This window comes from Zemynaea arenosa (assembly GCF_004614185.1).
In the GTDB taxonomy this organism is placed as follows: domain Bacteria; phylum Pseudomonadota; class Gammaproteobacteria; order Burkholderiales; family Burkholderiaceae_D; genus Telluria; species Telluria arenosa.
The window spans coordinates 68575-91994 of sequence record NZ_SPVF01000076.1 but is presented as its reverse complement, the minus strand read 5'-3'; the positions used below and the strand labels follow the sequence as shown (position 1 = coordinate 91994).

The following is a 23420-nucleotide window of genomic DNA, read 5'->3' as shown; positions in this document are numbered from 1 at the left end:
CGCCGACGCCGCTGGCCGCCAGCCCGGCCACCAGCAGCACGCCGGCGGCGTTCCCCGCCGAGGAATACAGCGTGGCGCGCGGGCCGAGGCCGGTCGCGTTGGAAATGGCCAGCAGCACGCCGGGCCCGGGACTGTAGGCGGTCAGGAGGCAGGCGGCCAGGAACACGGTCCAGGTCTGCGCGGTCATGGGAATCCTTCCAGGTGACGTCGAGACGCCGATGGTAGGCCCGGGCCGCTCCGCGAAAAATCCCCTACCATGAGAAACTTTTTCAACCACGACTGGGGGAATCGATGGACAAGCTGCGCAGCATGGAGGTGCTGGTGCAGGTGGCCGATGCCGGGAGCTTCACGGCCGCCGGCGCGGTCCTGCGCCTGTCGCCCGCCATGGTCAGCCGCATCGTGGCCGAACTGGAGCAGGCGCTGGGCGTGCAGCTAGTCACGCGCAGTACGCGGAGCCTGGCGCTGACCGAGGCCGGGCGCCGCTACACGGCCCGCTGCCGCGCCATCCTGGAGGAGGTGCGCGCCGCAGACGGCGACGCCGAGCGCGAGCGCGAGATCCCGCGCGGGACGCTGCGCCTGAGTGCGCCTCCGGCCTTCGGCAGCGAATGCCTGGCCCCGGCGCTCGCCGACTATCTCGCGCGCTACCCGGACGTCAATGTGGAGCTGGACCTGAGCAACCGCCTGGTCGACCTGGTGGAGGAGGGTTTCGACGCCGCCATCCGCATCGGCCCGCTGCGCGACTCGTCGCTGGTGGCCCGCCCACTCCAGCCCTACGGCATGGTGCTGGCCGCTGCACCGGCCTACCTGGCACGCCGCGGGGTGCCGCAGACGCCCGCCGATCTGGCGCAACACGACTGCCTGGAGTTCACGCACTGGCGGCGCGAGGTGCAATGGAACCTGGACGGCGCGGCCGGCGGCCCACCGCTACCCGTTAGCCGCCTGCGCGCCAACCACGGCCAGGCCCTGGTGCGGGCGGCCGTGGCCGGAGTCGGTATCGTGATGCAGCCGGAGCTGGTGCTGGCAGAGGAGCTCGCGGCCGGGCACCTGGTGCCCGTGCTGGCCGAGTTCGCGCCGGCGGCGCGGCCGCTGCACCTGGTGTATCCGCGCGACCGGCTGGGAGGCGCGCGCCAGGCGAGCCTGGTGGGTTTTCTGCTGGAGCGTTTTGGACCGGACGCCGCGAATGGCGGGCAGGCGCACGGCGCGCGGTAAAATAGCCGTTTTGGCAGCACCGGGCCGGGCGGCGCCGTGCCGGTGAGCGTTACGAAATGGCGTCGGCGAACACGATCACCGCCATGGCGGCGGTGGTCCACACGATGATGGTGGCAGCAGTGAGCAGAGGCAGTTTCATGGCTGCGGTTCCTGATGAACGAGAATTCATTAAGGAAATGGTAGCCCCGGCTTGCGGGTACAAGTGCGACCCGCCCGTAAATTTTGTAACTCCGGTTACATCCGTTACGGGGAAGATTGCTGCCGAAAAAGTTGCGATAAATACCCCTTGAAAATGTAGGGTCACCCCCCATCTGTCGGCCTGTGTCCAGGCAATCCCGGCTGGGATGTCGCTAAGTCTTTGAATTTTAGGAGTTCTTTCGATGCAAGACCAAGAAAACCAAGGAGTGCCCGCAGAAGAGCAGCAGCCGGTGTCGGCGAGTGCTGAAGGGTCTCCGGCGCCGGCCGCAGAGCCTGGCCTTGAAGAGAAACTGTCGGCCACCGAAGCCAAGCTGGCCGAGATGCACGATGCCTTCATGCGTGCCCGCGCCGAGAACGAAAACATCCGCCGCCGCGCGCAGGAAGATGTGAGCAAGGCGCACAAGTTCGCCATCGAGAGCTTTGCCGAGGCCATGGTCCCGGTGCGCGACAGCCTGGAAATGGCGCTCAAGGTGGAGACCCCATCCATCGAGTCGCTGAAGGAAGGCGTCGAGATGACCCTCAAGCAGCTGACCGCCGCGTTCGAGAAGAACCGCCTGGTGGAAGTGATGCCGGCCCCGGGCGAGAAGCTGGACCCGAACAAGCACCAGGCCGTGGCCGTGGTGCCGTCCGAGCAGGAAGCCAACACGGTCGTGTCGGTGCTGCAGAAGGGCTACATGATCGCCGACCGCCTGCTGCGTCCGGCCATCGTGACCGCGGCACAGGCGAAATAAGGTCGCGCCGTTCTCTTGAAAGCACGGAACCTTTCCATATATTCGAAGCATCTGAAACTAGCATTAAAAGGATAACAAATCATGGGCAAGATCATTGGTATCGACCTGGGCACGACCAACTCCTGCGTCGCCATCATGGAAAATGGGCAGCCGAAGGTCATTGAAAACGCGGAAGGCGCGCGCACCACGCCGTCCATCATCGCGTACCAGGACGATGGCGAGATCCTGGTCGGCGCCCCGGCCAAGCGCCAGGCCGTCACCAACCCGAAGAACACCCTGTTCGCGGTCAAGCGCCTGATCGGCCGCAAGTTCCAGGAGAAGGAAGTCCAGAAGGACATCGCCCTGATGCCCTACCAGATCATGGCCGCCGACAATGGCGACGCCTGGATCGGCGTGCGCGACAAGAAGCTGGCCCCGCCGCAGATCTCCGCCGAAGTGCTGCGCAAGATGAAGAAGACCGCCGAGGACTACCTGGGTGAAGAAGTCACCGAGGCCGTGATCACCGTGCCGGCCTACTTCAACGACTCGCAGCGCCAGGCCACCAAGGACGCGGGCCGCATCGCCGGCCTGGACGTCAAGCGCATCATCAACGAGCCGACCGCGGCCGCGCTGGCCTTCGGCCTGGACAAGACCGACAAGGGCGACCGCAAGATCGCCGTGTATGACCTCGGCGGCGGCACCTTCGACATCTCCATCATCGAGATCGCCGACGTGGAAGGCGAGAAGCAGTTCGAAGTGCTGTCGACCAACGGCGACACCTTCCTGGGCGGCGAAGACTTCGACCAGCGCGTGATCGACTACATCATCGACGAGTTCAAGAAGATCAACGGCCTGGACCTGAAGAAGGATCCGATCGCCCTGCAGCGCATCAAGGCCTCGGCCGAGCGCGCCAAGATCGAGCTGTCCTCCTCGCAGCAGACCGAGATCAACGAGCCGTACATCGCCATGGCGAACGGCGCGCCGGTCCACCTGAACCTGAAGATCACCCGCGCCAAGCTGGAAGCCCTGGTCGAGGAGCTGATCGCCAAGACCATCGAGCCGTGCCGCATCGCGATCAAGGATGCGGGCGTGAAGGTCTCGGACATCGACGACATCATCCTGGTCGGCGGCATGACCCGCATGCCGAAGGTGCAGGAGAAGGTCAAGGAGTTCTTCGGCAAGGACCCGCGCAAGGACGTGAACCCGGACGAAGCGGTGGCCGTGGGCGCCGCGATCCAGGGCTCGGTGCTGTCGGGCGAGCGCAAGGACCTGCTGCTGCTGGACGTGACCCCGCTGTCGCTCGGTATCGAGACCCTGGGCGGCGTGATGACCAAGATGATCCAGAAGAACACCACGATCCCGACCAAGTTCTCGCAGGTGTTCTCCACCGCCGACGACAACCAGCCGGCCGTGACCATCAAGGTCTACCAGGGCGAGCGTGAAATGGCGCAGGCCAACAAGCTGCTGGGTGAGTTCAACCTCGAAGGCATCCCGCCGGCCGCGCGCGGCACCCCGCAGATCGAAGTGACCTTCGACATCGACGCCAACGGCATCCTGCACGTGGGTGCCAAGGACAAGGCCACTGGCAAGGAAAACAAGATCACCATCAAGGCCAACTCGGGCCTGTCGGAAGACGAGATCCAGAAGATGGTGAAGGACGCGGAGCTGAATGCCGAAGAGGACAAGAAGCTGCGCGAACTGGCCGACGCCCGCAACCAGGCCGACGCCCTGATCCACTCGACCCGCAAGTCGCTGACCGAGTACGGCGACAAGCTCGAAGGCGGCGAGAAGGAGAAGATCGAAGCCGCCATCAAGGACCTGGAAGAGGTCCTGAAGACCGGCGACAAGGCCACCATCGACGCCAAGGTGTCGGCGCTGTCCACCGCCTCGCAGAAGCTGGGCGAGAAGATGTACGCCGACATGCAGGCGCAGCAGCAAGCTGGCGGTGGCGCCGGTCCGCAGGGCGACGCCGGTGCCGCTGGTGCGGGTGGCGCGCAGGGCCAGCAGGATGACGTGGTGGACGCCGACTTCAAGGAAGTCAAGGACGCCAAGTAACAACCACTGCGGGCCGCTGCCGTGTTAGGGTAGCGGCCTGTCGGCCGAGCCGTCGCAACCTCACGGTTGGCCGGCTCGGCTTTTTGTATCAGTAGCAGTCGTATCGATAGTTCAACAGCAAGGTGCCGACACATGGCAAAGCGTGATTTTTACGAAGTTCTCGGCGTCGCCAAGAATGCCTCGGAAGACGAGATCAAGAAGGCGTATCGCAAGCTCGCGATGAAATACCATCCGGACCGCAATCCGGACAACAAGGACGCCGAAGAAAAGTTCAAGGAAGTCAAGGAAGCCTACGAGATGCTGACCACGCCCGAAAAGCGTGAGGCATACGACCGCTATGGTCACGCCGGCGTGGATCCGAACAGCGGCATGGGCGGCGGCTTTGGCGGCGGCGGCTTCTCGGACGCCTTTGGCGACATTTTCGGCGACATCTTCGGCGGTGGCCGCCGCAGCTCCGGCCCGCAGGTGTACCGCGGCGCGGACCTGCGCTACAACCTCGAGATCACCCTCGAGCAGGCGGCGCACGGCTTCGACACCACCATTCGCGTGCCCTCGTGGGACAAGTGCGACACCTGCCACGGCTCCGGCGCCAAGCCGGGCACCGCGCCGGTCACCTGTACCACGTGCGCCGGCCATGGCCAGGTGCGCATGCAGCAGGGCTTCTTCAGCGTGCAGCAGACCTGCCCGAAATGCCACGGCAGCGGCAAGATCATTCCCGAACCGTGCGCGGCCTGCGGCGGCGCCGGCCGCATCAAGCGTAACAAGACGCTGGAAGTGAAGATCCCGGCCGGGATCGACAACGGCATGCGGATCCGCTCGTCCGGCAACGGCGAGCCGGGCACCAACGGCGGTCCCCCGGGCGACCTGTATGTGGAGATCCACATCAAGCCGCACCAGGTGTTCCAGCGCGATGGCGACGACCTGCATTGCGAGATGCCGATCTCCTTCGTCAAGGCCACCCTGGGCGGCGAGATCGAGGTGCCGACACTGACCGGCAAGGTCGCCTTCACGATCCCCGAAGGGACGCAGAGCGGCAAGACCTTCCGCCTCAAGGGCAAGGGCATCAAGGGCGTGCGCTCCGGTTATGCCGGGGACCTGTTCTGCCACGTGCAGGTCGAGACCCCGGTCAAGCTGACCGAGAAGCAGAAGGACCTGCTGCGCGAATTCGAGCGCCTGACCGTGGAAGGCGGTGCCAAGCATAGCCCGCAGACCAAGACCTGGAAGGACAAAGTGAAGGACTTCTTCGAATGACCAGCAGCCAATTCACGACCGCAGACCTCCTCGCGCGCAACCAGGCCTGGGCGCGCGAACAGACCGACCGCGACCCGGACTTCTTCAAGCGCCTGACCAACCAGCAGACTCCCGAGTACCTGTGGATCGGCTGCTCCGATTCGCGCGTGCCCGCGAACGAGCTGCTGGGCCTTGGCCCGGGCGAGGTGTTCGTGCACCGGAATATCGCCAACGTGGTGGCGCACTCGGACCTGAACTGCCTGTCCGTGGTGCAGTTCGCAGTGGATGTGCTGAAGGTAAAGCACATCATCATCGTCGGCCACTATGGCTGCGGCGGTGTGCGCGCGGCGCTGGTTGGCCAGCGCGTCGGCCTGGCCGACAACTGGATCCGCCACGTGCAGGACGTGAAGCAGAAGCACGAGCAGTACCTGGGCACCGCCTTGAAGACCGAACGCGAACAGCACGACCGTTTGTGCGAGCTGAATGTGATGGAGCAGGTGGTCAACGTGGCCGAAACCACCGTGGTGCAGGACGCGTGGGACCGCGGGCAGGAAGTGTCGGTGCATGGCTGGATCTACGGCGTGCACGATGGCCTGCTGCGCGACCTCGGCGTGAGCGTCCACCAGGCGGCCGACGTCGGCCCCCAGCTGGCGGCACGGCTGGCACAGTACTGAGCGGCTGCACTCCGCATTCAAGGCCGCCGCGTGCGGCCTTTTTGCTGGGCGCGGCCAGTGCGGGCAACAGGGCTCCGCTCACCCGTGAAGCGCAAAAAAAATCCCCGCGCAAGGCGGGGACAAGGCAGACAGCGGTCGAGCCGCTCCCGGTAAAACTCAGGCCGCCAGCCGCAGCGCCGCAGCGCCTGCGTGGCCATGTGCGCGCACCGCCGGGCTGCGCACGCCGCCCGGCACTTCATCCAACTGGAACACGGCCACCACCTCGGAGAGCCGGGCCGCCTGCTCTTGCAACGACTCCGCCGCCGCCGCCGCTTCCTCCACCAGTGCTGCATTCTGCTGCGTCACCGAGTCCATCTCGGTGATCGCGGTATTGATCTCGGTGATGCTCGCATCCTGCTCGCTGCTGGCAGTCGAAATCTCGGACAGCACGCCGGTCACGCGCCGCACCGAGTCCACCAGTTCATCCATCGTGCTCCCCGCTTCGCCCACCAGCTGGCTGCCTTCGGCCACTTTTTCGACCGAGGTGTCGATCAGCTGCTTGATCTCCTTGGCCGCGGTGGCGGAGCGCTGCGCCAGGTTGCGCACCTCGCTGGCGACGACCGCGAAGCCGCGGCCCTGCTCCCCGGCGCGCGCCGCTTCCACGGCGGCGTTCAGCGCCAGGATATTGGTCTGGAACGCGATGCCGTCAATGACGGCGATGATCTCCTCGATGCGGCGCGAGGACTCGCTGATGCCGCTCATCGTCTGCACCACCCGCTGCACCACTGCGCCGCCGCGGACCGCCACCTCGGCGGCATTGCTGGCCAAGGCATTGGCCTGGCGCGCGTTGTCGGAATTGCGGTGCACGGCCGTGGTCAGCTCCTCCATCGAGGATGCGGTCTCCTCCAGCGACCCGGCCTGCTGCTCGGTGCGCGAAGAGAGGTCCAGGTTCCCGGTCGCGATCTCACCCGAGGCATGGGCGATGGTGTCGGTGCCCGTGCGCACTTCGCGCACGATGCGCAGCAGGTTCGCGTTCATGTCGCGCAGGGAGGCCAGCAGCTCGCCCGTTTCATCGCGCGAGGTGGCTTCGATGCGGCCTGTGAGGTCGCCCTCGGCCACGCGGCGGGCGGCGGCAACGGCTTCGCGCAGCGGCAGGACGATACTGTTGCGGACCAGCCAGGCCACCAGCACGGCCAGGACGGTCGTCAGGCTGGTCAGCCCCAGGATGACCATGCGCGAACGCGCGGCACGCGCCTCGGTGGCGTCGGCGGAATCGTCCATCAGCTTCGTCTGGAACGCGATCACCTGATCGAGCGCCGCCATGTAATGCATCTGGGTCGGGCGCAGCGTCTCCAGCAAATAGGGGCGGGCCTTCTCGCGGTCCGCCTTGACCATGCGGACAAAGGCGGTTCGTTGTTCGATGAAACGGGTGCGGTCGGCCATCATGCTGGCGAGCAGTTCGCGGCCATGCGGCGATGTCACGGTGCGGTCCAGGTCAGCCAAGTTGCGCGCGATGACTTGCGAATTGCGCTCGATCGCAGCCAGCTCCTCCTCGATCTTCTGGTCGTCGGTCATCAGGAGCACGTTGCGCATGTGGCGCGCGGTTTCGTTCAATTCGTCCTTGATGCCGTGCGCCAGCACGATCTTGGGATAGCGGTCATTGGTGGTCAGGTCCACGCTGTGGGACAGCGCGGTGAGATCGGAATACGAGAGGGCGCCCATGAGCGCCACGAGCGCGATCACGGCGCCAAAGCCCGCGCCCAGGCGCTGGCCTATTTTCAGGTCTTGAAACTTCATGTGAGAACTCGCTCGAACAACGGCGGGGCTGGAGCCGGGGACAGAGAACAGGGCGGGGGAGGGGCCCTGGGAGTGACCTCAAGTTATCACAGTTCTTTGCGGAAAGTACGAATCCTTGCCTGATAGCTCACTGGCGGTGTTGCAATTCGGCATCGTCCGGCTGCGCGGCCGGCTTAGAGGCCGCCCATGCAAATGTATTTCATCACGAGGTAATCCTCGATGCCGTAGCTTGACCCTTCGCGGCCCAGGCCGGACTGCTTGACGCCGCCGAACGGCGCCACCTCGGTCGAGATCAGCCCCGTGTTCACGCCCACCATGCCGGTTTCCAGCGCTTCGGCCACGCGCCATACGCGGCCGATGTCGCGCGAGTAGAAGTAGGCGGCCAGGCCGAACTCGGTGGCGTTGGCCAGCTGGACCACTTCCTCGTCCGTCTTGAAGCGGAACAGCGGCGCGAGCGGGCCGAAGGTCTCTTCGCTGGCCACCCGCATGGAGGTGCTGACGTCTGCGATCACGGTCGGCTCGAAGAAGCCGTGGCCCAGCATGTGCCGCTTGCCGCCGGTGAGCAGGCGCCCGCCATGCGCCAGCGCGTCTGCGATGTGTTCTTCGACCTTTTTGACCGCCTTCTCTTCGATCAGCGGGCCTTGCGTGATGTTTGCTTCCAGCCCGTTCCCGACCTGCAGCTTGCGCACCGCGGCCACGAATTTTTCGGCGAAGGCGTCGTACACGCCGTCCTGCACGTACAGGCGGTTGGCGCACACGCAGGTCTGGCCCGAGTTGCGGTACTTGGAGGCGATCGCGCCGTCCACGGCCGCGTCGAGGTCCGCATCGTCGAACACGATGAAGGGCGCGTTCCCGCCCAGTTCCAGTGACAGTTTCTTGATCGTCGGTGCGCACTGCTGCATCAGGATGCGGCCCACGGCGGTGGAACCGGTGAAGGACAGCTTGCGCACCGTCGGGTTGGCGCACATCTCCGCGCCGATGGCCTGCGCGTCGCCCGTCAGCACGCTGAACACGCCGCGCGGCACGCCCGCGCGCTCGGCCAGCACCGCCAGCGCGAACGCGGAGTAGGGCGTGAGTTCGGCCGGCTTGACCACGATCGGGCAGCCCGCGGCCAGCGCCGGGCCGACCTTCCGCGTGATCATCGCGGCCGGGAAGTTCCAGGGCGTGATGGCGGCGCACACGCCCACTGGCTCGCGCGTGACCACCACGCGGCGATCCGGCCAGGGCGAGGGCAGGGTGTCGCCCGCCACGCGCTTGCCTTCTTCCGCGAACCATTCGATGAACGAGGCGGCGTAGGTGATCTCACCGCGCGACTCGGCCAGCGGTTTGCCCTGCTCGCTGGTCATGATGACCGCGAGGTCTTCGGCGTTCTGCAGGATCAGGTCATTCCACTTGCGCAGGATGGCGGCGCGCTCCTTGGCGCTCTTCTTGCGCCAGGCCGGCCAGGCCGCGTTGGCGGCATCGATGGCGCGCCGCGTCTCGGCCGCGCCCATGTGCGGCACCTGGCCGAGCGGCTGCCCGGTAGCCGGGTTGCGTACTTCGACCGTGGCGCCACCATCGGCATCGCACCAGGCGCCATCGATGAAGCACTGGTGGCGCAGCAGGGAGGGGTCGTTGAGCTTCATGGTGGCGGCCTTTCGCGGTGATATCGCAATGGGACAAAGGCCCATGTTAGCTTTTTTTGCCATCCGGTGGCGGCCCGCCCTACAATCGCGGCACGGCATTCGGATACTGGGAGGGAGTATATGCACAAGCAGCGCATCGCGGCGGTTGTCGGGTTGGCAGTGATCCTGCTCGCAGGCGCCGCGCAGGCCGGTGAGCGCGAGGCGCGGGCCGCCTACTCGAGCAAGGACTATGCGCGCGCCGCCACGCTGTATGTGGAGGCGTTCATCCAGGAGCCGGATGCGAACCTGCTCTACAACGCCGCCTGTTCGTACGCACTGGCGGGCGACCGCGACATGGCCATCGGCACGCTGCAGCGCGCGCTGGATGCGGGCTATGTAAACGGCAGCTCCGCCGAAAAGGACAGCGACTTCGCTTCCGTGCGCGGCGACCCGCGCTTCGGCCAGGTGATCGCCGCGATGAAGGACAAGCAGGCCTTCGAAAACCGCTTGTTCGAGTCGCCCGCCCTGGCCACGCCCTGGCGCGAGAACATCAGCGAGGACGAGAAGGTGGCCGGGCTGTCCAAGTTCTGGTCCGAGGTGAAGTACAACTTCATCTACACCGACACGCTGCGCCAGATCGACTGGGACCAGCTGTATCTGGAATACCTGCCCAAGGTGCGTGCGACCCGCTCCACCACCGAGTACTACCAGGTGCTGATGCAGTTGTGCGCCAAGCTGAGGGACGGCCACACCAACGTCTACCCGCCCGACCAGACCGACGATACCCTGCTGGCGCGCCCGCTGCTGCGCACCCAGCTCGCCGAGGACCGGGTGTTCGTGCGCTACGTGTTCTCGCCGGAGCTGGAGAAGGCCGGCGTGGTGCCGGGCGTGGAGATCGTGGCAGTCGATGGCGAGCCCGCGGCGCAGTACCGCGTGCGCGAGGTGGCGCCGTATGCGTCGGCCTCCACGCCGCAGGACCTGGCGGTGCGCACCGGCATCTATGGCTTCCTCTCGGGAGACCTGAAGCGCACGCCGCGCGTGACCTTCGCCCGCGCGGACGGCTCGCGCTTCACGATCCCGGTCCCGCGGGCGTCGGTCGCCGACTGGGTCAAGGCGCGTCCTCCGATGAAGCCTTTCGAGCTGCGCATGCTGCCGGGGAACGTGGCCTATGTGGCGCTGAACGGCTTCGGCAACCAGGCCGCCGCCGACGGCTACATCGCCGCGTGGCCGCAGATCGCCAAGGCGTCGGCATTGATCATCGACGTACGCGACAACGGTGGCGGCAACTCGGACGTCGGCTACCGCGTACTGGCCACGCTGGCGGACAAGCCGCTCACGCTGTCCCAATGGTCGACGCGTGAGTACAAGCCGACCTACCGCGCGTGGGGGCGCCAGAACGTGGACTACAAAGGCCCGGTGGCGACCTGGCAGCCGGACCTGGCGCACCAGTTCCGCGGCAAGGTCGCGGTGCTGACCGCGCCCACCACGTATTCGGCGGCCGAGGACTTCACCCTGGTGTTCGACTTGATGAAGCGCGGCGCCATCATCGGCGAGGCGACTGGTGGCAGCACCGGCCAGCCGCTGTTCTTCGCGCTGCCGGGTGGCGGCCGCGCGCGGGTCTGCACCAAGAAGGACACCTACCCGGACGGCAAACCCTTCGTCGGTGTCGGCGTGCAGCCGCACATCGCGGCGCGCCAGACCGTCGCCGACCTGCACAAGGGCCGCGACACGGTGCTGGAAACGGCGCTTGCCTGGGTCACTCAGCCCTGAGGTCCGCCGCTGCCGCTGCGGCTTAGCGCTGGCGGGCGGTTCGGATCAGGCCAGGGCGGCTGCGGCCAGGCGCGCGGCTTCTGCGATCACGCCGCTTTGGGCGTCGGCGCCTTTCGATGGCTGGGTGAAGTAGATCACCATCACCAGCGCACGGTCTGCGGCAGGCCACGCGATGCCCGCGTCGTTGGTGGTGCCGTAGTCGCCGGTACCGGTCTTGTCGGCCACCTTCCATTCCGGTGGCACCCCGGCGCGGATGCGCGACGCGCCGGTCGTATTCCCCAGCATCCAGTCACGCAGCTGCATGCGCTGGGCGGGCGGCAGCGCATCCCCCAGCAGCAGGCGTTCGTAACTGCGCGCCATGGCGGCGGGCGACGTCGTATCGCGCTCGTCGCCGGGAATGGCGGTATTGAGGGCGGTCTCCCAGCGGTCCAGCCGGAACACCTCATCGCCGATCGAACGCGCGAACGCGGTCACGCCTTGCGGTCCGCCCACCAGCTGCATCAGCAGGTTGCCCGCCGTGTTGTCGCTGTACTGCAGCGCGGCGGCACACAGCTCGGCCACCGTCATGCCCTCGGCCACGTGCTTTTCCGTGATGGGTGAATAGGTCACCAGATCGCTCTTCGCATACGTCACGCGGCGCGTGAGCAGGCCGGCATCGGTGGCGCTGCGCTTCAGGACCGCGCCCGCGGCCATGGTCTTGAAGGTGCTGCACATGGGGAAGCGTTCGTCCGCCCGGTGCGCCACGCGCGGCGCCTTCCCGGCTTCGTAGGCAGCGACGCCCAGCCGCCCGCCGGCCTTGGCCTCGAGCTTTGCCAGTTCGCCTACGGCCCGCGCGAGGGCAGTGGACGGCGCCGCCTCCCGCGCCCGCACGACAAAGGGCAGCAACAGGGTGGCGGCGAGCACGGTGCGGCGCGTGGAGGAGGTCATGGGCAGGCCTTTCGGATTCAAATAAGTGAGGGCATTTTAACCACAGCGGATGACCGCTGCTCGGTACTCAACAGCAACGCGGCGTCAAAGTTTTGCGATTTGGAATATGATGGTTTTCATCATGCGCCAGCCCGTCGTTCTCGTATCGGCCTGCTCCCGGCGTATCGGGAGCCACCCGTATCACACCGTCCAGTTCAAGTATGTGGACGCAGTGGTGCAGGGATCGCGCTGCGCGCCGCTGATCCTGCCCGCGCTGGGCGACGCCACCGATTTCGAGGCCGTGCTGGCCTCCGCGCACGGCATCCTGCTCACCGGGTCCGCCTCCAATGTGGACCCGGCTTACTACGGCCAGGATGTGCGCGACCCCTCGCTGCCGCAGGATCACGGGCGCGACGCGACCACGCTGCCGCTGGTGCGCGCCGCGATCCAGCGCGGGATTCCGATGCTGGCCGTCTGCCGCGGTTTCCAGGAAGTGAATGTGGCGCTGGGCGGCACGCTGCACCAGGCGGTCCAGGAAGTCCCCGGCTACATGGATCACCGCGAGGACCCGGCCGCGCCCTTGGACGAACAGTACGGCCCCGCCCACGCCATCTCGCTGGCGCAGGGCGGCTTGCTGGCGCGGATCATGGAAGCGGGCGTGATCACCGTGAACTCGCTGCACGGCCAGGGCATCGCGCAGCTGGCGCCGGGCCTCGCGCCCGAGGCGCATGCGGACGATGGGCTCATCGAGGCGTTCTCCTATCCGGGCAGCGAAGGCTTCCTGGTCGGCGTGCAGTGGCACCCCGAATGGCGCATCGAGGACAACGCCGATTCGATGAAGCTGTTCCGCGCCTTCGGCGACGCCTGCCGCCAGTACGAAAAGTGGGCCGCGCGGCGCGTGCCATAGGGCGCATCTTCTCCCTGCATTCGCGTCCCTGGCAGGCGTCATCCTGACAGCGCGGCGACCGAACAAAGATAACGAGAGAGGACAACATGGCCATCCGCGACAACTTCACCTACACCGACATGGACCTGTGGCTCAATGAGAAACGGGTCACCGAAATCGAATGCCTCGTGCCCGACCTGACCGGGGTCGCGCGCGGCAAGATACTCCCGCGCGCCAAGTTCACCGAGGAGCGCGGCATGCGCATGCCCGAGGTGGTGCTGGGCATGACCGTCACCGGCAATTCGCCCGTCAACGACGGGCCGTACGACCGCGCCATCTCCACCACGGACCGGGACATGATCCTGAAGGCCGACCCCACCACCATCACCATGGTGCCGTGGGCCGTGGACCCGACCGCGCAGGTCATCCACGACTGCTACTTCTCCGATGGCCAGCTGGTCGATTTTGCGCCACGCACGGTGCTGCGCCGCGTGCTCAAGATGTATGCGGACAAGGGCTGGAAGCCGGTCGTGGCGCCGGAACTGGAGTTCTACCTGACCGCCAAGAACATCGATCCGGACCTGCCCTTGAAGGCGCCTGCAGGCCGCAGCGGCCGCGCGGAGACCAGCCGCCAGGTCTACAGCATCGACGCCGTCAACGAATTCGACCCGCTGTTCGAGGACATCTACGATTACTGCGAATTGATGAACCTCGACGTGGACACCCTGATCCACGAGATCGGCGCCGGGCAAATGGAGATCAACTTCCTGCACGGCGAACCGCTGGGACTCGCGGACAAGGTCTTCTACTTCAAGCGCACCTTGCGCGAGGCGGCGCTCAAGCACGACATGTACGCCACCTTCATGGCCAAGCCGATGGCGGGCGAGCCCGGATCGGCCATGCACGTGCACCAGAGCGTGGTCGATGCGCGCACGGGGCAGAACATCTTTTCGAACCCGGATGGCTCGCCATCGGCGCTGTTCCACCACTACATCGGCGGCCTGCAGCGGTACATGAAGTCCGCGATGGCGGTGGTGGCGCCATATGTGAATTCGTATCGCCGCATCGTGCGCCACACGGCCGCACCGATCAACATCCAGTGGGGCATGGACAACCGCACGGTAGGCTTCCGCGTGCCGATGTCCGGCTCCAATGACCGGCGCGTGGAGAATCGCATCATCGGCGCCGATGCGAATCCTTACCTCGCGCTGGCGACCACGCTGGCCTGCGGCTACCTGGGCATGACCGAGCAGCTGGAACCGCTGCCGATGGTGACCGGGACCGCCTACGAGCTGCCGTTCGAGCTGCCGCAGTCGCTGTCCGAAGCCCTCAACCTGCTGCGCCGCGAAGACCGGCTGCGGCACGTGCTAGGCGAGCGCTTCATCGATGTCTACGCGGCCGTCAAGGAACTCGAGTACACCGAGTTCATGACGGTCATCAGCCCCTGGGAACGGGAGCACCTGCTGCTGCACGTCTGAGTCACTGAGCCTTGGGGGCGGTCATGGACCAATTCGATACCCGCGCGATCCAGCACCTGGACTCGGCGCACTACCTGCATCCGTTCACCGACTTCAAGGACCTGCGCGGGCGTGGCGCGCGCGTGATCGTGCGCGGGGAGGGCATCTACATCTGGGATTCGGAAGGCAACAAGATCCTGGATGCGATGAGTGGCCTGTGGTGCGTGAACGCAGGCTACGGCCGCACGCGCATCGCGGACGCGGTGTACCGGCAGATGCAGACGCTTCCGTTCTACAACAGCTTCTTCAACACCACCAACGTGCCCGCCGTGCAGCTGGCCACGCGGCTATCCCAGCTCGCGCCGCCGGGGTTCGAACGCGTCTTCTTCACCGGCTCCGGGTCAGAGGCCAACGACACCAACCTGCGCATCGTACGCCGCTACTGGGACTTGATGGGCTACACGGGGCGGCACGTGGTCATCAGCCGCCACAACGCCTACCACGGCAGCACCGTGGCCGCGGCCTCGCTGGGCGGCATGGCGGGCATGCACGCACAGGGCGGCCTGCCGATTCCGGGCATCGAGCATATCGTGCAGCCCAACTGGTACGAGTCGGGGCAGGGCCTGAGCGAGGAGGAGTTCGGCCTGCAGGCGGCGCAGGCGCTGGAGACGAAAATCCGCGAGATTGGCGCGGACAAGGTGGCCGCCTTCATCGCGGAGCCGATCCAGGGGGCGGGTGGCGTGATCATTCCGCCATCCACGTACTGGCCCGAGATCCAGCGCATCTGCCGCAAGTACGACATTTTGCTGATCGCGGATGAAGTCATCAGCGGCTTCGGGCGGTTGGGTGCGTGGTTCGGGTCCACGGCCCTCGGCATCGAGCCAGACCTGATCACGTTTGCCAAGGGCGTGACGTCGGGGTACGTCCCCATGGGCGGCGTCTTGGTCGGCCAGCGCGTGGGCGAGGTGCTGGTGGAGCAGGGCGGTGAGTTTGCGCACGGCTTCACCTATTCAGGCCATCCGGTCGCCTGCGCGGCGGCACTCGAGAACCTCGCCATCATGGAAGAGGAAAAGCTCCCCGCGCAGGTGGCCAACGACACCGGCCCGTATCTGAAGGAGCGTTTTGCGCAGCTGCAGGACCATCCACTGGTCGGCTATGCCAACAGCTTCGGCTTCGTGGCGGGCCTAAATCTCGTGCAGGCCAAGGGACGTACGCCACACGATAACCGCTCGTTCGCGCCCGCGCGGCAGGTGGGCATGACCTGCCGCGCGCACATGTTCAACAACGGCGTCGTGATGCGCGCCGTCGGCGACCGCATGATCGTCGCTCCGCCGCTCATCATGACCAAGGCGGACATTGACGAGATGCTGGCGCGGATCCGCCAGAGTCTCGACGATACGCTGGCCGAACTGCAGAAGGAATAGCCGGATGCGCGTGATGATTTTGATGGTGGTGTGGGTGCTTGCAGCAGCGCCTGCGTGGGCGGGCAGCCAGGAAGCCTGCATCGGCATGGTCCACGGCGCGAAGCTCGGCGCCAGCTTCGGCGAGATGCTGTTCCAGACCGGCACCCAGACCAAGACCTACAGCATGCTGGCCAACCGCGTCGGCAACGAGAGGGCAGAGTCGATGTTCCGCGCTGAGATGCCTGCGGTGGTCGCGCGCTACCAGGCCGAATGGAACGGGAACCTGGCCCGGGCGTGGGGCCAGCTGCTGAGCGATGCGGAATGCAGGTCGCTGGCGGAGCTGGGCGGAAAGTCGCCCTACCGCCAGCGCTTCGAGACTTACACGCCCGCGGCGGCGGAAGCGATGCGTACTACCTCCGGTCCGCTGTTGCAGCGAGCGGTCTCCGATGCCCTGTATTCGGCCTTCGTCAAGGCCATGGCGCCGCCGCCGGTGCGCTGACCGGGACGGCTTTCGAGAGTCTTAGTGGCTCGCGACCACGTGTCCCGTCTTGCGCGGCTCGTGGCGGTTCTGCAGCACCTGCGGGGTGAGCGAGCCGACGAACATGCCGATGAAGGCGGCGATCAGGCCCGCCAGCTGGTTCGGGAAGTGTTCGCCCAGCGAAGAGACTTGCGGGAAGCCGAGGATCCATACGCCAATGCCCAATGCCAGCGACAGGATCGCGCCCTGTGTGGTGGCGCGCTTCCAGTACAGGCCCATCACCAGCGGCACGAAGGCGCCGACCAGCGTGATCTGGTAAGCCGCGGAGACCAGGTCATAGATCGAGGTGCCCTTCATAGCGATCGCATACGCCAGCACCAGCACCGCAAAAATCACGATGGTGACGCGCATCGCGAACAGCTGCTGCTTGTCGTTCATCGGGCGCAGGTTCTTGAGGATGTTCTCGACGAAGCTGGTCGATGGCGCCAGCAGCGTGGCGGACGACGTCGACTTGATCGCCGAAAGCAGCGCACCGAAGAACAGGATCTGCATCGCCAGCGGCATCTTGGACATGATGAAGGTCGGCAGCAAGCGCTGGTAGTCGTTCTTGGCCAGGTCGAGCGCGCCCTGGCCCATCACCAGCACCGCACAGGCCACGATGAACATCGGGACGAAGGCGAACAGGATATAGCTCGCGCCGCCGATCACCGCACCGGTGCGGGCGGTGCCTGCGTCCTTGGCTGACATCACGCGCTGGTACACGTCCTGCTGCGGGATGGAGCCGAACATCATGGTCACACCTGCGCCGACGAACATTGCGATGTCGGTGAAGGTCGGTTCCGGGAACACCTTCCACAGGTCTTTTTGCTGCGCCATTGCGAACACGTTGTGCGCGCCGCCCGCCAGGTCGGCCGCGAAGAACGCGATGATGGACAGGCCCACCACCAGCACGATCATCTGGATGAAATCCGTCAGCGCGACGGCCAGGAAGCCGCCCACCACCACGTAGATCAGCACCGCCAGCGTACCGACGATCATGCCCGCGGTCTCGCTCATCGCGCCATTGGTCAGCACCGAGAACACGAGGCCCAGCGCGGTGATCTGCGCGGCGACCCAGCCCAGGTAGCTGAGCATGATGGCGACGGAGCAGAACACTTCGATGCCCTTGCCGTAGCGCGCGCGGTAGTAGTCGCCGATGGTCAGCAGATTCAATTTATACAGCTTGGTCGCGAAGAACAGGCCCACCAGGATCAGGCAGGTGCCCGCGCCGAACGGGTCCTCGATCAGCGCGTTCAGGCCACCCTGCACGAATTTGGCGGGAATGCCCATCACCGTTTCAGCGCCGAACCAGGTCGCGAAGGTTGTCGTCACCACCATGATCAGCGGCAGGCTGCGGCCCGCCACGGCAAAGTCTCCGGTGTTCTTGATGCGCGTGCCGGCCCACATGCCCAGGGCGAGTGTACCGACCAGGTACACCACAACGGAGGCGAGCAAAGTGACGTTCATGTAAGTATGGCTCCTTCGGGGCAAGCGCCTGTAACTGATGGAAAATTGGGCGATTATAGCGGCAGAAAACGGCCTCCGAGCGATTTTTGATAGTATCGATCGGCAGACTTTTGTACCGTTACGACAGCGCGAAGGAGACCCGATATGACGACCGCTCACGCGATTCCGAATTGGCACCATCTGGCTCGCGATCTCAAGATCGATGGCCGCGCCTTCATCAATGGCCGCCGCGCGGATGCGCGCGAGAGCGCGACCTTCGCCTGCCACTCACCCATCGACGGCCGCCTGCTGGCCAACGTGGCCCGCTGCACGGGTGCGGACGTGGACGCCGCCGTCGCCGCCGCCCGTGCGGCCTTCGAAGACCGCCGCTGGGCCTCGGTGGCCCCGGCCAAGCGCAAGAAAACTCTCATTAAGTTTGCGGACCTGATGCTGCAGCACGCGCCCGAGCTGGCGCTGCTGGAAACCCTCGACATGGGCAAGCCAATCCGCTACGCCCGCAGCGTGGACGTGCAGCTGGCCCAGAACTGCATCCGCTGGTACGGCGAGGCGGTGGACAAGATCTACGACGAAATCGCGCCTGCGCCCGAGGAAGCGCTGGCCCTCATCACGCGCGAGCCGGTTGGCGTGGTGGCCGCCATCATCCCCTGGAACTATCCGATGCTGATGGCCGCATGGAAGATCGCGCCCGCGCTGGCGGCGGGGAACAGCGTGGTCCTCAAGCCGTCCGAAAAGGCGCCGCTGACGTCCCTGCGGATGGCGGAGCTGGCGCTGGAGGCCGGGATACCGGAGGGCGTGTTCAATGTGCTGCCGGGGTATGGAAATGAAGCCGGAGCGGCGCTGGCGCTGCACATGGATGTGGACTGCATCGGCTTTACCGGCTCCACGCGCACCGGCAAGCAGATCGTGCAGATGGCGGGGCAGTCGAACCTCAAGCGGGCGTGGACTGAGCTGGGTGGCAAGTCTGCCAACATCGTGTGCGCGGACTGCCCGGATCTGGATGCAGCGGTCAGCGCGGCCATCGGCTCCATCTACTTCAATCAGGGCGAGAGCTGCAATGCACCTTCACGCCTGTTCGTGGAGGCTTCGATCAAGGACGCATTCATCGAAAAGGCGCTGGCCATGATGCCGCAGTACGCGCCCGGCGACCCGCTGGACGAGTCCACGGTGATGGGCGCGATCGTGGACGAGGTCCAGCTGCGCACGGTGATGGGCTACATCGACTCCGGTAAGTCGGCCGGTGCCAAACTCCTGCATGGTGGCGCGCAAACGCGCATCGACACGGGTGGCTACTACGTCGAGCCGACCCTGTTCGACGAGGTGCGGCACGACATGCAGATCGCGCGCGAGGAGATTTTCGGCCCGGTGTTGTCGGTCCTCAGCTTCACCGACGTACACGAAGCGGTCCGCCAGGCTAACGACACGCCGTATGGCCTGCATGCCGCCGTCTGGACCGCCAACATCTCCAAGGCCATCACCGTCTCGCGCGCCCTGCGCGCCGGCACCGTCCACGTCAACCAGTACGACAACGACGACATCACCGTCCCCTTCGGCGGCTACAAGCAGTCCGGCAACGGCCGCGACAAGTCCCTGCACGCCTTCGACAAGTACACGGAGCTGAAGACCACCTGGATCCAGGTGAAGTAGGGGCTACTTCTTCTTGAGAACCTGCTCGTAGCGCGCGATGTAGAGCTGGGCGGGGAGGCGTCGGAAGGACGCGCCGATGATGTCTAAGGCGATGTCGTCGAGCTTCTTGAAGCGCAGGCAGGATTTGCCCATGTCGAGCGGCTTCTTGCCGCTGGCCGCCCAGGCCTGCTGAAACCACTGCTTCTGGTCCTCGCAGGTGTAGAGGCCCATCAGGTACAGCGACACATACGCCTTTTGCGACGCCAGAGCGGCAAAGGGCAGGGGCTTGCTGCGGTCGCAGTGGTAGCCGGGCGGGTACACGGAATGCGGGACCACGTAGTTGATCATCCCGCCCGCGAACGTTTCGGCATACTGCGAATCGAGATTGGCCAGGATGACCTCACGCACCGCGTTCACGATGGCTTGCCGGTCCGCCGGGAGACCGGCCAAATACGTATCCACATCACTCATGCTGTCTCCATCAATGGCATCGCAAACAGCACCACCCCGCCCAGGAACAGCAGCAGGAACATCTTGGACATCCAGTGCCGCAAGCCGAAGAACACGACCTGTTCCACCGCGCGGAACAGCCAGAACAGCGCGATCGCCGCCAGCAGGGCACGCCCCAGCGGCGTGTGCGCAAGGTCCGACGGAAAGGCCAGGCACAGATAGCCGAAGACCGCGAACACCCACGTCAGGCACAGGTTCAGCACCTGCATGATGGCCCGGTTGACGTGCCGCAGACGCGGCAGCTCCTCGCGCCAGCCGAACAGGCGCCAGAACATCAGGTGAAAGAGCCCGAAGGCCCAGCAATAGATACCGCCCGCCACCACCCACATCACGCGCGGGTCGGCGGCCGCGGTCATGCGTTCGGCAGCGTCACGGTGAGGCGCGTATGGCCGTCGCCACTTTCCATGGTGACGTCGCCGCCCTGCACCTCGGCCATCAGGCGCACCGAGTAGGTGCCCAGCCCCGTGCCGCCTTCCTTCTCGGCGGACGAGTACTTGTCGAAGAAGCGCGAGCGCATCGATGCGGGCACCTCGCCCAAGTTGTCGATCACCACGTGCACGCAACCGTAGCCCGGCGCGATATCGACAATCACCTTGCCATCCATCGGCGACGCCTCGGCCGCATTCTTCATCAGATTGGTGAACATGGAGTAGCACAGGATCGGCTCCCCCAGCCCGTCGCTCGCGCGGCCGTTGGGGAATTCGAAGCGGATGTTCTTGGACCGGAATGTGGCCTCGGTCTGCTGCGCGCACTTGACCAGCACCTCGCCCAGGTCGAACGGCACCAGCGTGGGCTGGTACTCGCCGGTCTCCATCTTGTACACGTCCAGCGTGCGGTTGATGAGGGAGAGGGCATCGGTGGCCGCGGTCTCGATCATTTCCACGTGTTCGCGCTGCTTGTCCGACAGCTTGCTGTCCTTGAGCGCCTGGGTACCCTGCAGGGCCACGGCGATCGGGTTCTTGAGGTCGTGCTGCGTCATGCGCTCCACGTCCTCGCGCAGGTGCGCGTTCTCGACCAGCAGTTCGTTCTGGCGCTTCAGGTCCTTCATCACCATCGACAGCGTCAGGTGCGCGGACAGGCGCGCCTTGAGGATGGTGGGGTCGGCCGGCTTGGCCACGTAGTCGACCGCGCCCAGGCGCAGGCCCGCCACCACGTCGTCCACGCTGTCGCGCGCGGTGAGGAAGATCACCGGGATGTCGGCGGTGGCCGGATCGGCCTTGAGCAGGCGGCAGGTCTCGAAGCCGTCCATGTTGGGCATCATGATGTCCAGCAGGATCAGGTCGATGTGGAAGGCCTGTGCGATCTCGATCGCCTTGCGGCCGGAGATGGCGACCTTGATCGAATAGTCGTCCTTCAGAGTGCCAGCGATGACTTCGATGTTGTTGGGGACATCGTCCACCACCAGCACCGTGCACTTCTTGAGCTTTTCTTCGATCGGCTGGTCCAGGCCGATGACGTCGGTGGCCGCCGGTGCCGCAGCCGGTGCCGGTTCGGCGGCTGCAGGAGCCGCGGGAGCCACCACGCCCGGCTTGACCACCTGCGCGCGCGACAGGCGCGCCACCTCGTCCACATCGTCGATCGTCGCCGACGGCACCGGCGCATCCTTCAACGGTCCGGTCATCGACAGGAACTTGGTCGAGAAGCTGTGCACCGTGAACGGCTTGATCATGTAGGCGTTCACGCCGGACTGCAGGGCCGTGCGCACCGAGCCGGGATTGTTCTCGGCGGTGAGCATCATGAAGGGTACCTTGCTGTAGCGCTCATCCTGCCGCATCCACTTGAGCAGCTCGATGCCACTCATGACCGGCATGTTCCAGTCGCCGATGACGACATCGATCGGCTGCTTGCGCATCAGGTCCTGCGCAGTCTTGCCGTTGTCGGCCTGGTAGACGTTGAAGAACCCGAGTTCGGCCAGCACACTGCGCACCGAGGTACGAATGAGCAGGTAGTCGTCGACGATGAGAATAGAGGCGGATTTGTCCATACGGCCGTGGCATGCAGATGTGCCGTACAGTGTATCAGTACTGCTGGACTATCGAATAGGTGCTGCGGGGGCCAAGTTGGGATTGCATGAGCACATAGCCGCCGATCGGCCAGCGGATGTGGGGTCCGGACGACGGCAGCGTGGCCCCGCCGGCGCGGCGCGACATGGTCACATGCGGCTTGTAACTGCGCTCTTCCAGGGGCAGTCCGGCCGCCCGCACCTGGTCTCCGAGCGTGGCGTGCAGGTCGCGCAGGGCCTGTGGAATCGAGAGCGGTTCGAGCACCGCGATCTTGTCATGCCAGACGGTGGGCACACCCAGCTCCAGCTGAAAGGGCGTGAACGGGACGCGGAAGGCTTCGGCCAGCTCCCCCCGCCGGGCGGTGGGCACCATGCCGAGGAAGTGCAGGGTCAGGTGCAGCTTTTCGTCCGGGACGGGCGTGGCGATCTTCGGCAGCTGGAAGCCGTTGCGCCAGTCCACCAGCGCCGCGCGCACGTCGTCTTCCGGCCACAAGGCCAGGAACAGGCGGACGGTCCCGGGGCTGGCGTCCATGGCGTCGCGGTCCCTGGCCTCAGAAGCAGTGCTCGGGGCCCGGGAAGGAGCCGTCCTTGACGGCGGCCACGTAGGCCGAGACGGCGGCTTCGATGCTGGTCTGGCCGTCCATGAAGTTCTTCACGAAGCGTGCCTTCCGGCCGGGGAACACGCCCAGCAAGTCGTGCATGACCAGCACCTGGCCGGAGCAGTCCGGCCCCGCGCCGATCCCGATGGTGGGAATCGACAGCAGCTCCGTGACTTCGCGGCCCAGGCCCGCCGGAATCGCCTCCAGCACCACCATTGAGGCACCGGCGCTCTGGAGCGCCAGCGCGTCGCGCTTGAGCTGTTCGGCGCCCTCGGTGGTCTTGCCCTGCACCTTGTAGCCGCCCAGCTGGTGGACGAACTGAGGGGTCAGGCCGATATGCGCGCACACCGGCACCGCGCGTTCGCCGAGGAAGCGCACGGTGTCCGCGACCCATTCGCCGCCTTCGATCTTGACCATGTGCGCGCCCGCCTGCATCAGCTTGACCGCGTTGCGCAGCGCGTCTTCCTTGGTGCCGTAGGTCCCGAAGGGCATATCGGCCAGCACCATCGCGCTCTTGGCCCCGCGCGCGACGGCGGCGGTGTGGTAGGCCACTTCGTCGATGGTGACCGGCAGCGTCGAGGTATGGCCGTTGCAGACCATGCCGAGCGAATCGCCGATCAGCAGCACTTCCACGCCGCAGCGGTCCATCAGGGACGCGAAGCTGGCGTCGTAGCAGGTCAGCATGGCGATCTTGTTGGCCGCGCCGCGCATCTGCAGCAGCGAGGGGATGGTGACCGCCTTGGTGGCGATAGGCTTGGCCGGGGCCGGGGCGTTGCCGCTGCCGCTGGCCATGTCCTGGCCCTGCAAATAACCGCTCATGTTGA

The 23420-nt window shown here is 65.9% G+C and carries 20 protein-coding genes and 1 pseudogene; 11 read left to right on the top strand and 10 right to left on the bottom strand.

Annotation, left to right across the window (positions count from 1 at the left end; all coding sequences use genetic code 11):
• A pseudogene (locus E4L96_RS05520) lies at positions 1-187 on the bottom strand (LysE family translocator); the annotation flags it as partial.
• A 104-nt stretch (positions 188-291) separates the two neighbouring features.
• On the opposite strand from E4L96_RS05520, the gene E4L96_RS05515 reads away from it, so the two are divergent.
• The 5 genes from E4L96_RS05515 to can all read left to right on the top strand — a co-directional run bounded on the left by E4L96_RS05515 (position 292) and on the right by can (position 6076).
• Complete coding sequence (locus E4L96_RS05515; RefSeq protein ID WP_135206215.1) at positions 292-1209, top strand: LysR family transcriptional regulator; 918 nt, start codon at positions 292-294, stop codon at positions 1207-1209.
• Positions 1210-1589: 380 nt separating this feature from the next.
• On the top strand, positions 1590-2138 hold the full coding sequence (gene grpE, locus E4L96_RS05510) for a nucleotide exchange factor GrpE (RefSeq protein ID WP_135206214.1): 549 nt from the start codon (positions 1590-1592) through the stop codon (positions 2136-2138).
• Positions 2139-2219: 81 nt separating this feature from the next.
• Entirely contained in the window at positions 2220-4172 is a 1953-nt protein-coding gene (dnaK, locus tag E4L96_RS05505; protein ID WP_135206213.1) for a molecular chaperone DnaK, read from the top strand.
• 132 nt (positions 4173-4304) lie between these two features.
• Positions 4305-5423: a molecular chaperone DnaJ gene (gene dnaJ / locus E4L96_RS05500; protein ID WP_135206212.1), complete on the top strand. Its 1119-nt coding sequence runs from the start codon at positions 4305-4307 to the stop codon at positions 5421-5423.
• Positions 5420-6076, top strand: a complete 657-nt coding sequence (gene can, locus E4L96_RS05495; RefSeq protein WP_135206211.1) for a carbonate dehydratase — start codon at positions 5420-5422, stop codon at positions 6074-6076. Before dnaJ ends, can begins: the two co-directional genes overlap by 4 nt.
• Before the next feature lie 156 nt (positions 6077-6232).
• Here the strand turns inward: can and E4L96_RS24545 are convergent, their stop codons facing one another.
• Both E4L96_RS24545 and E4L96_RS05485 read right to left on the bottom strand, forming a co-directional pair.
• A complete protein-coding gene (locus tag E4L96_RS24545; protein WP_135206210.1) occupies positions 6233-7852 on the bottom strand; it encodes a methyl-accepting chemotaxis protein in 1620 nt (539 codons plus the stop codon).
• 173 nt (positions 7853-8025) lie between these two features.
• Positions 8026-9477, bottom strand: coding sequence for an NAD-dependent succinate-semialdehyde dehydrogenase (locus E4L96_RS05485; protein WP_135206209.1), 1452 nt, complete (start codon positions 9475-9477; stop codon positions 8026-8028).
• A gap of 120 nt (positions 9478-9597) precedes the next feature.
• Between E4L96_RS05485 and E4L96_RS05480 the strand changes: the two genes are divergently transcribed.
• A complete protein-coding gene (locus E4L96_RS05480) occupies positions 9598-11226 on the top strand; it encodes a S41 family peptidase (RefSeq protein ID WP_229414228.1) in 1629 nt (542 codons plus the stop codon).
• Between the two features lie 45 nt (positions 11227-11271).
• Here E4L96_RS05480 and bla read toward each other — a convergent pair whose 3' ends face one another.
• Positions 11272-12153, bottom strand: a complete 882-nt coding sequence (gene bla, locus E4L96_RS05475) for a class A beta-lactamase (protein WP_135206208.1) — start codon at positions 12151-12153, stop codon at positions 11272-11274.
• 106 nt (positions 12154-12259) lie between these two features.
• Between bla and E4L96_RS05470 the strand changes: the two genes are divergently transcribed.
• The 4 genes from E4L96_RS05470 (at position 12260) to E4L96_RS05455 (ending at position 16377) form a co-directional block, all read left to right on the top strand.
• On the top strand, positions 12260-13039 hold the full coding sequence (locus tag E4L96_RS05470; RefSeq protein ID WP_229414227.1) for a gamma-glutamyl-gamma-aminobutyrate hydrolase family protein: 780 nt from the start codon (positions 12260-12262) through the stop codon (positions 13037-13039).
• Between the two features lie 86 nt (positions 13040-13125).
• Positions 13126-14496 (top strand): glutamine synthetase family protein, encoded by a 1371-nt coding sequence (locus E4L96_RS05465; protein WP_135206206.1) that lies wholly within the window; start codon positions 13126-13128, stop codon positions 14494-14496.
• Between the two features lie 23 nt (positions 14497-14519).
• Positions 14520-15899, top strand: a complete 1380-nt coding sequence (locus E4L96_RS05460) for an aspartate aminotransferase family protein (protein ID WP_135206205.1) — start codon at positions 14520-14522, stop codon at positions 15897-15899.
• Between the two features lie 4 nt (positions 15900-15903).
• Positions 15904-16377 (top strand): hypothetical protein, encoded by a 474-nt coding sequence (locus E4L96_RS05455; RefSeq protein WP_135206204.1) that lies wholly within the window; start codon positions 15904-15906, stop codon positions 16375-16377.
• Positions 16378-16398: 21 nt separating this feature from the next.
• Here E4L96_RS05455 and E4L96_RS05450 read toward each other — a convergent pair whose 3' ends face one another.
• Entirely contained in the window at positions 16399-17862 is a 1464-nt protein-coding gene (locus E4L96_RS05450; RefSeq protein ID WP_135206203.1) for a high affinity choline transporter 1, read from the bottom strand.
• Between the two features lie 144 nt (positions 17863-18006).
• Here E4L96_RS05450 and E4L96_RS05445 point away from each other — a divergent pair, with 144 nt between their 5' ends.
• Positions 18007-19506 (top strand): aldehyde dehydrogenase, encoded by a 1500-nt coding sequence (locus E4L96_RS05445; protein WP_135206202.1) that lies wholly within the window; start codon positions 18007-18009, stop codon positions 19504-19506.
• 3 nt (positions 19507-19509) lie between these two features.
• Here E4L96_RS05445 and E4L96_RS05440 read toward each other — a convergent pair whose 3' ends face one another.
• The 5 genes from E4L96_RS05440 to panB are packed head-to-tail and all read right to left on the bottom strand — an operon-like array spanning position 19510 to position 23415.
• On the bottom strand, positions 19510-19956 hold the full coding sequence (locus tag E4L96_RS05440; protein WP_135206201.1) for a DUF1801 domain-containing protein: 447 nt from the start codon (positions 19954-19956) through the stop codon (positions 19510-19512).
• Positions 19953-20351 (bottom strand): hypothetical protein, encoded by a 399-nt coding sequence (locus E4L96_RS05435; protein ID WP_135206200.1) that lies wholly within the window; start codon positions 20349-20351, stop codon positions 19953-19955. The genes E4L96_RS05440 and E4L96_RS05435 overlap by 4 nt, the downstream gene beginning before the upstream one ends.
• The gene (locus E4L96_RS05430) at positions 20348-21979 is read right to left on the bottom strand and encodes a response regulator (protein WP_135206199.1); all 1632 of its coding nucleotides are present in this window, start codon (positions 21977-21979) and stop codon (positions 20348-20350) included. The genes E4L96_RS05435 and E4L96_RS05430 overlap by 4 nt, the downstream gene beginning before the upstream one ends.
• 34 nt (positions 21980-22013) lie before the next feature.
• Positions 22014-22529 (bottom strand): RNA 2',3'-cyclic phosphodiesterase, encoded by a 516-nt coding sequence (gene thpR / locus E4L96_RS05425; RefSeq protein ID WP_135206198.1) that lies wholly within the window; start codon positions 22527-22529, stop codon positions 22014-22016.
• Positions 22530-22548: 19 nt separating this feature from the next.
• A complete protein-coding gene (gene panB / locus E4L96_RS05420; protein WP_181017589.1) occupies positions 22549-23415 on the bottom strand; it encodes a 3-methyl-2-oxobutanoate hydroxymethyltransferase in 867 nt (288 codons plus the stop codon).
• Between the last annotated feature and the right edge of the window lie 5 nt (positions 23416-23420).

Coding starts and splice junctions, on each gene's coding strand:
- E4L96_RS05515 (WP_135206215.1), top strand. CDS start 292: ATGGACAAGCTGCGCAGCATGGAGGTGCTGGTGCAGGTGGCCGATGCC.
- grpE (WP_135206214.1), top strand. CDS start 1,590: ATGCAAGACCAAGAAAACCAAGGAGTGCCCGCAGAAGAGCAGCAGCCG.
- dnaK (WP_135206213.1), top strand. CDS start 2,220: ATGGGCAAGATCATTGGTATCGACCTGGGCACGACCAACTCCTGCGTC.
- dnaJ (WP_135206212.1), top strand. CDS start 4,305: ATGGCAAAGCGTGATTTTTACGAAGTTCTCGGCGTCGCCAAGAATGCC.
- can (WP_135206211.1), top strand. CDS start 5,420: ATGACCAGCAGCCAATTCACGACCGCAGACCTCCTCGCGCGCAACCAG.
- E4L96_RS24545 (WP_135206210.1), bottom strand. CDS start 7,852: ATGAAGTTTCAAGACCTGAAAATAGGCCAGCGCCTGGGCGCGGGCTTT.
- E4L96_RS05485 (WP_135206209.1), bottom strand. CDS start 9,477: ATGAAGCTCAACGACCCCTCCCTGCTGCGCCACCAGTGCTTCATCGAT.
- E4L96_RS05480 (WP_229414228.1), top strand. CDS start 9,598: ATGCACAAGCAGCGCATCGCGGCGGTTGTCGGGTTGGCAGTGATCCTG.
- bla (WP_135206208.1), bottom strand. CDS start 12,153: ATGACCTCCTCCACGCGCCGCACCGTGCTCGCCGCCACCCTGTTGCTG.
- E4L96_RS05470 (WP_229414227.1), top strand. CDS start 12,260: ATGATGGTTTTCATCATGCGCCAGCCCGTCGTTCTCGTATCGGCCTGC.
- E4L96_RS05465 (WP_135206206.1), top strand. CDS start 13,126: ATGGCCATCCGCGACAACTTCACCTACACCGACATGGACCTGTGGCTC.
- E4L96_RS05460 (WP_135206205.1), top strand. CDS start 14,520: ATGGACCAATTCGATACCCGCGCGATCCAGCACCTGGACTCGGCGCAC.
- E4L96_RS05455 (WP_135206204.1), top strand. CDS start 15,904: ATGCGCGTGATGATTTTGATGGTGGTGTGGGTGCTTGCAGCAGCGCCT.
- E4L96_RS05450 (WP_135206203.1), bottom strand. CDS start 17,862: ATGAACGTCACTTTGCTCGCCTCCGTTGTGGTGTACCTGGTCGGTACA.
- E4L96_RS05445 (WP_135206202.1), top strand. CDS start 18,007: ATGACGACCGCTCACGCGATTCCGAATTGGCACCATCTGGCTCGCGAT.
- E4L96_RS05440 (WP_135206201.1), bottom strand. CDS start 19,956: ATGAGTGATGTGGATACGTATTTGGCCGGTCTCCCGGCGGACCGGCAA.
- E4L96_RS05435 (WP_135206200.1), bottom strand. CDS start 20,351: ATGACCGCGGCCGCCGACCCGCGCGTGATGTGGGTGGTGGCGGGCGGT.
- E4L96_RS05430 (WP_135206199.1), bottom strand. CDS start 21,979: ATGGACAAATCCGCCTCTATTCTCATCGTCGACGACTACCTGCTCATT.
- thpR (WP_135206198.1), bottom strand. CDS start 22,529: ATGGACGCCAGCCCCGGGACCGTCCGCCTGTTCCTGGCCTTGTGGCCG.
- panB (WP_181017589.1), bottom strand. CDS start 23,415: ATGAGCGGTTATTTGCAGGGCCAGGACATGGCCAGCGGCAGCGGCAAC.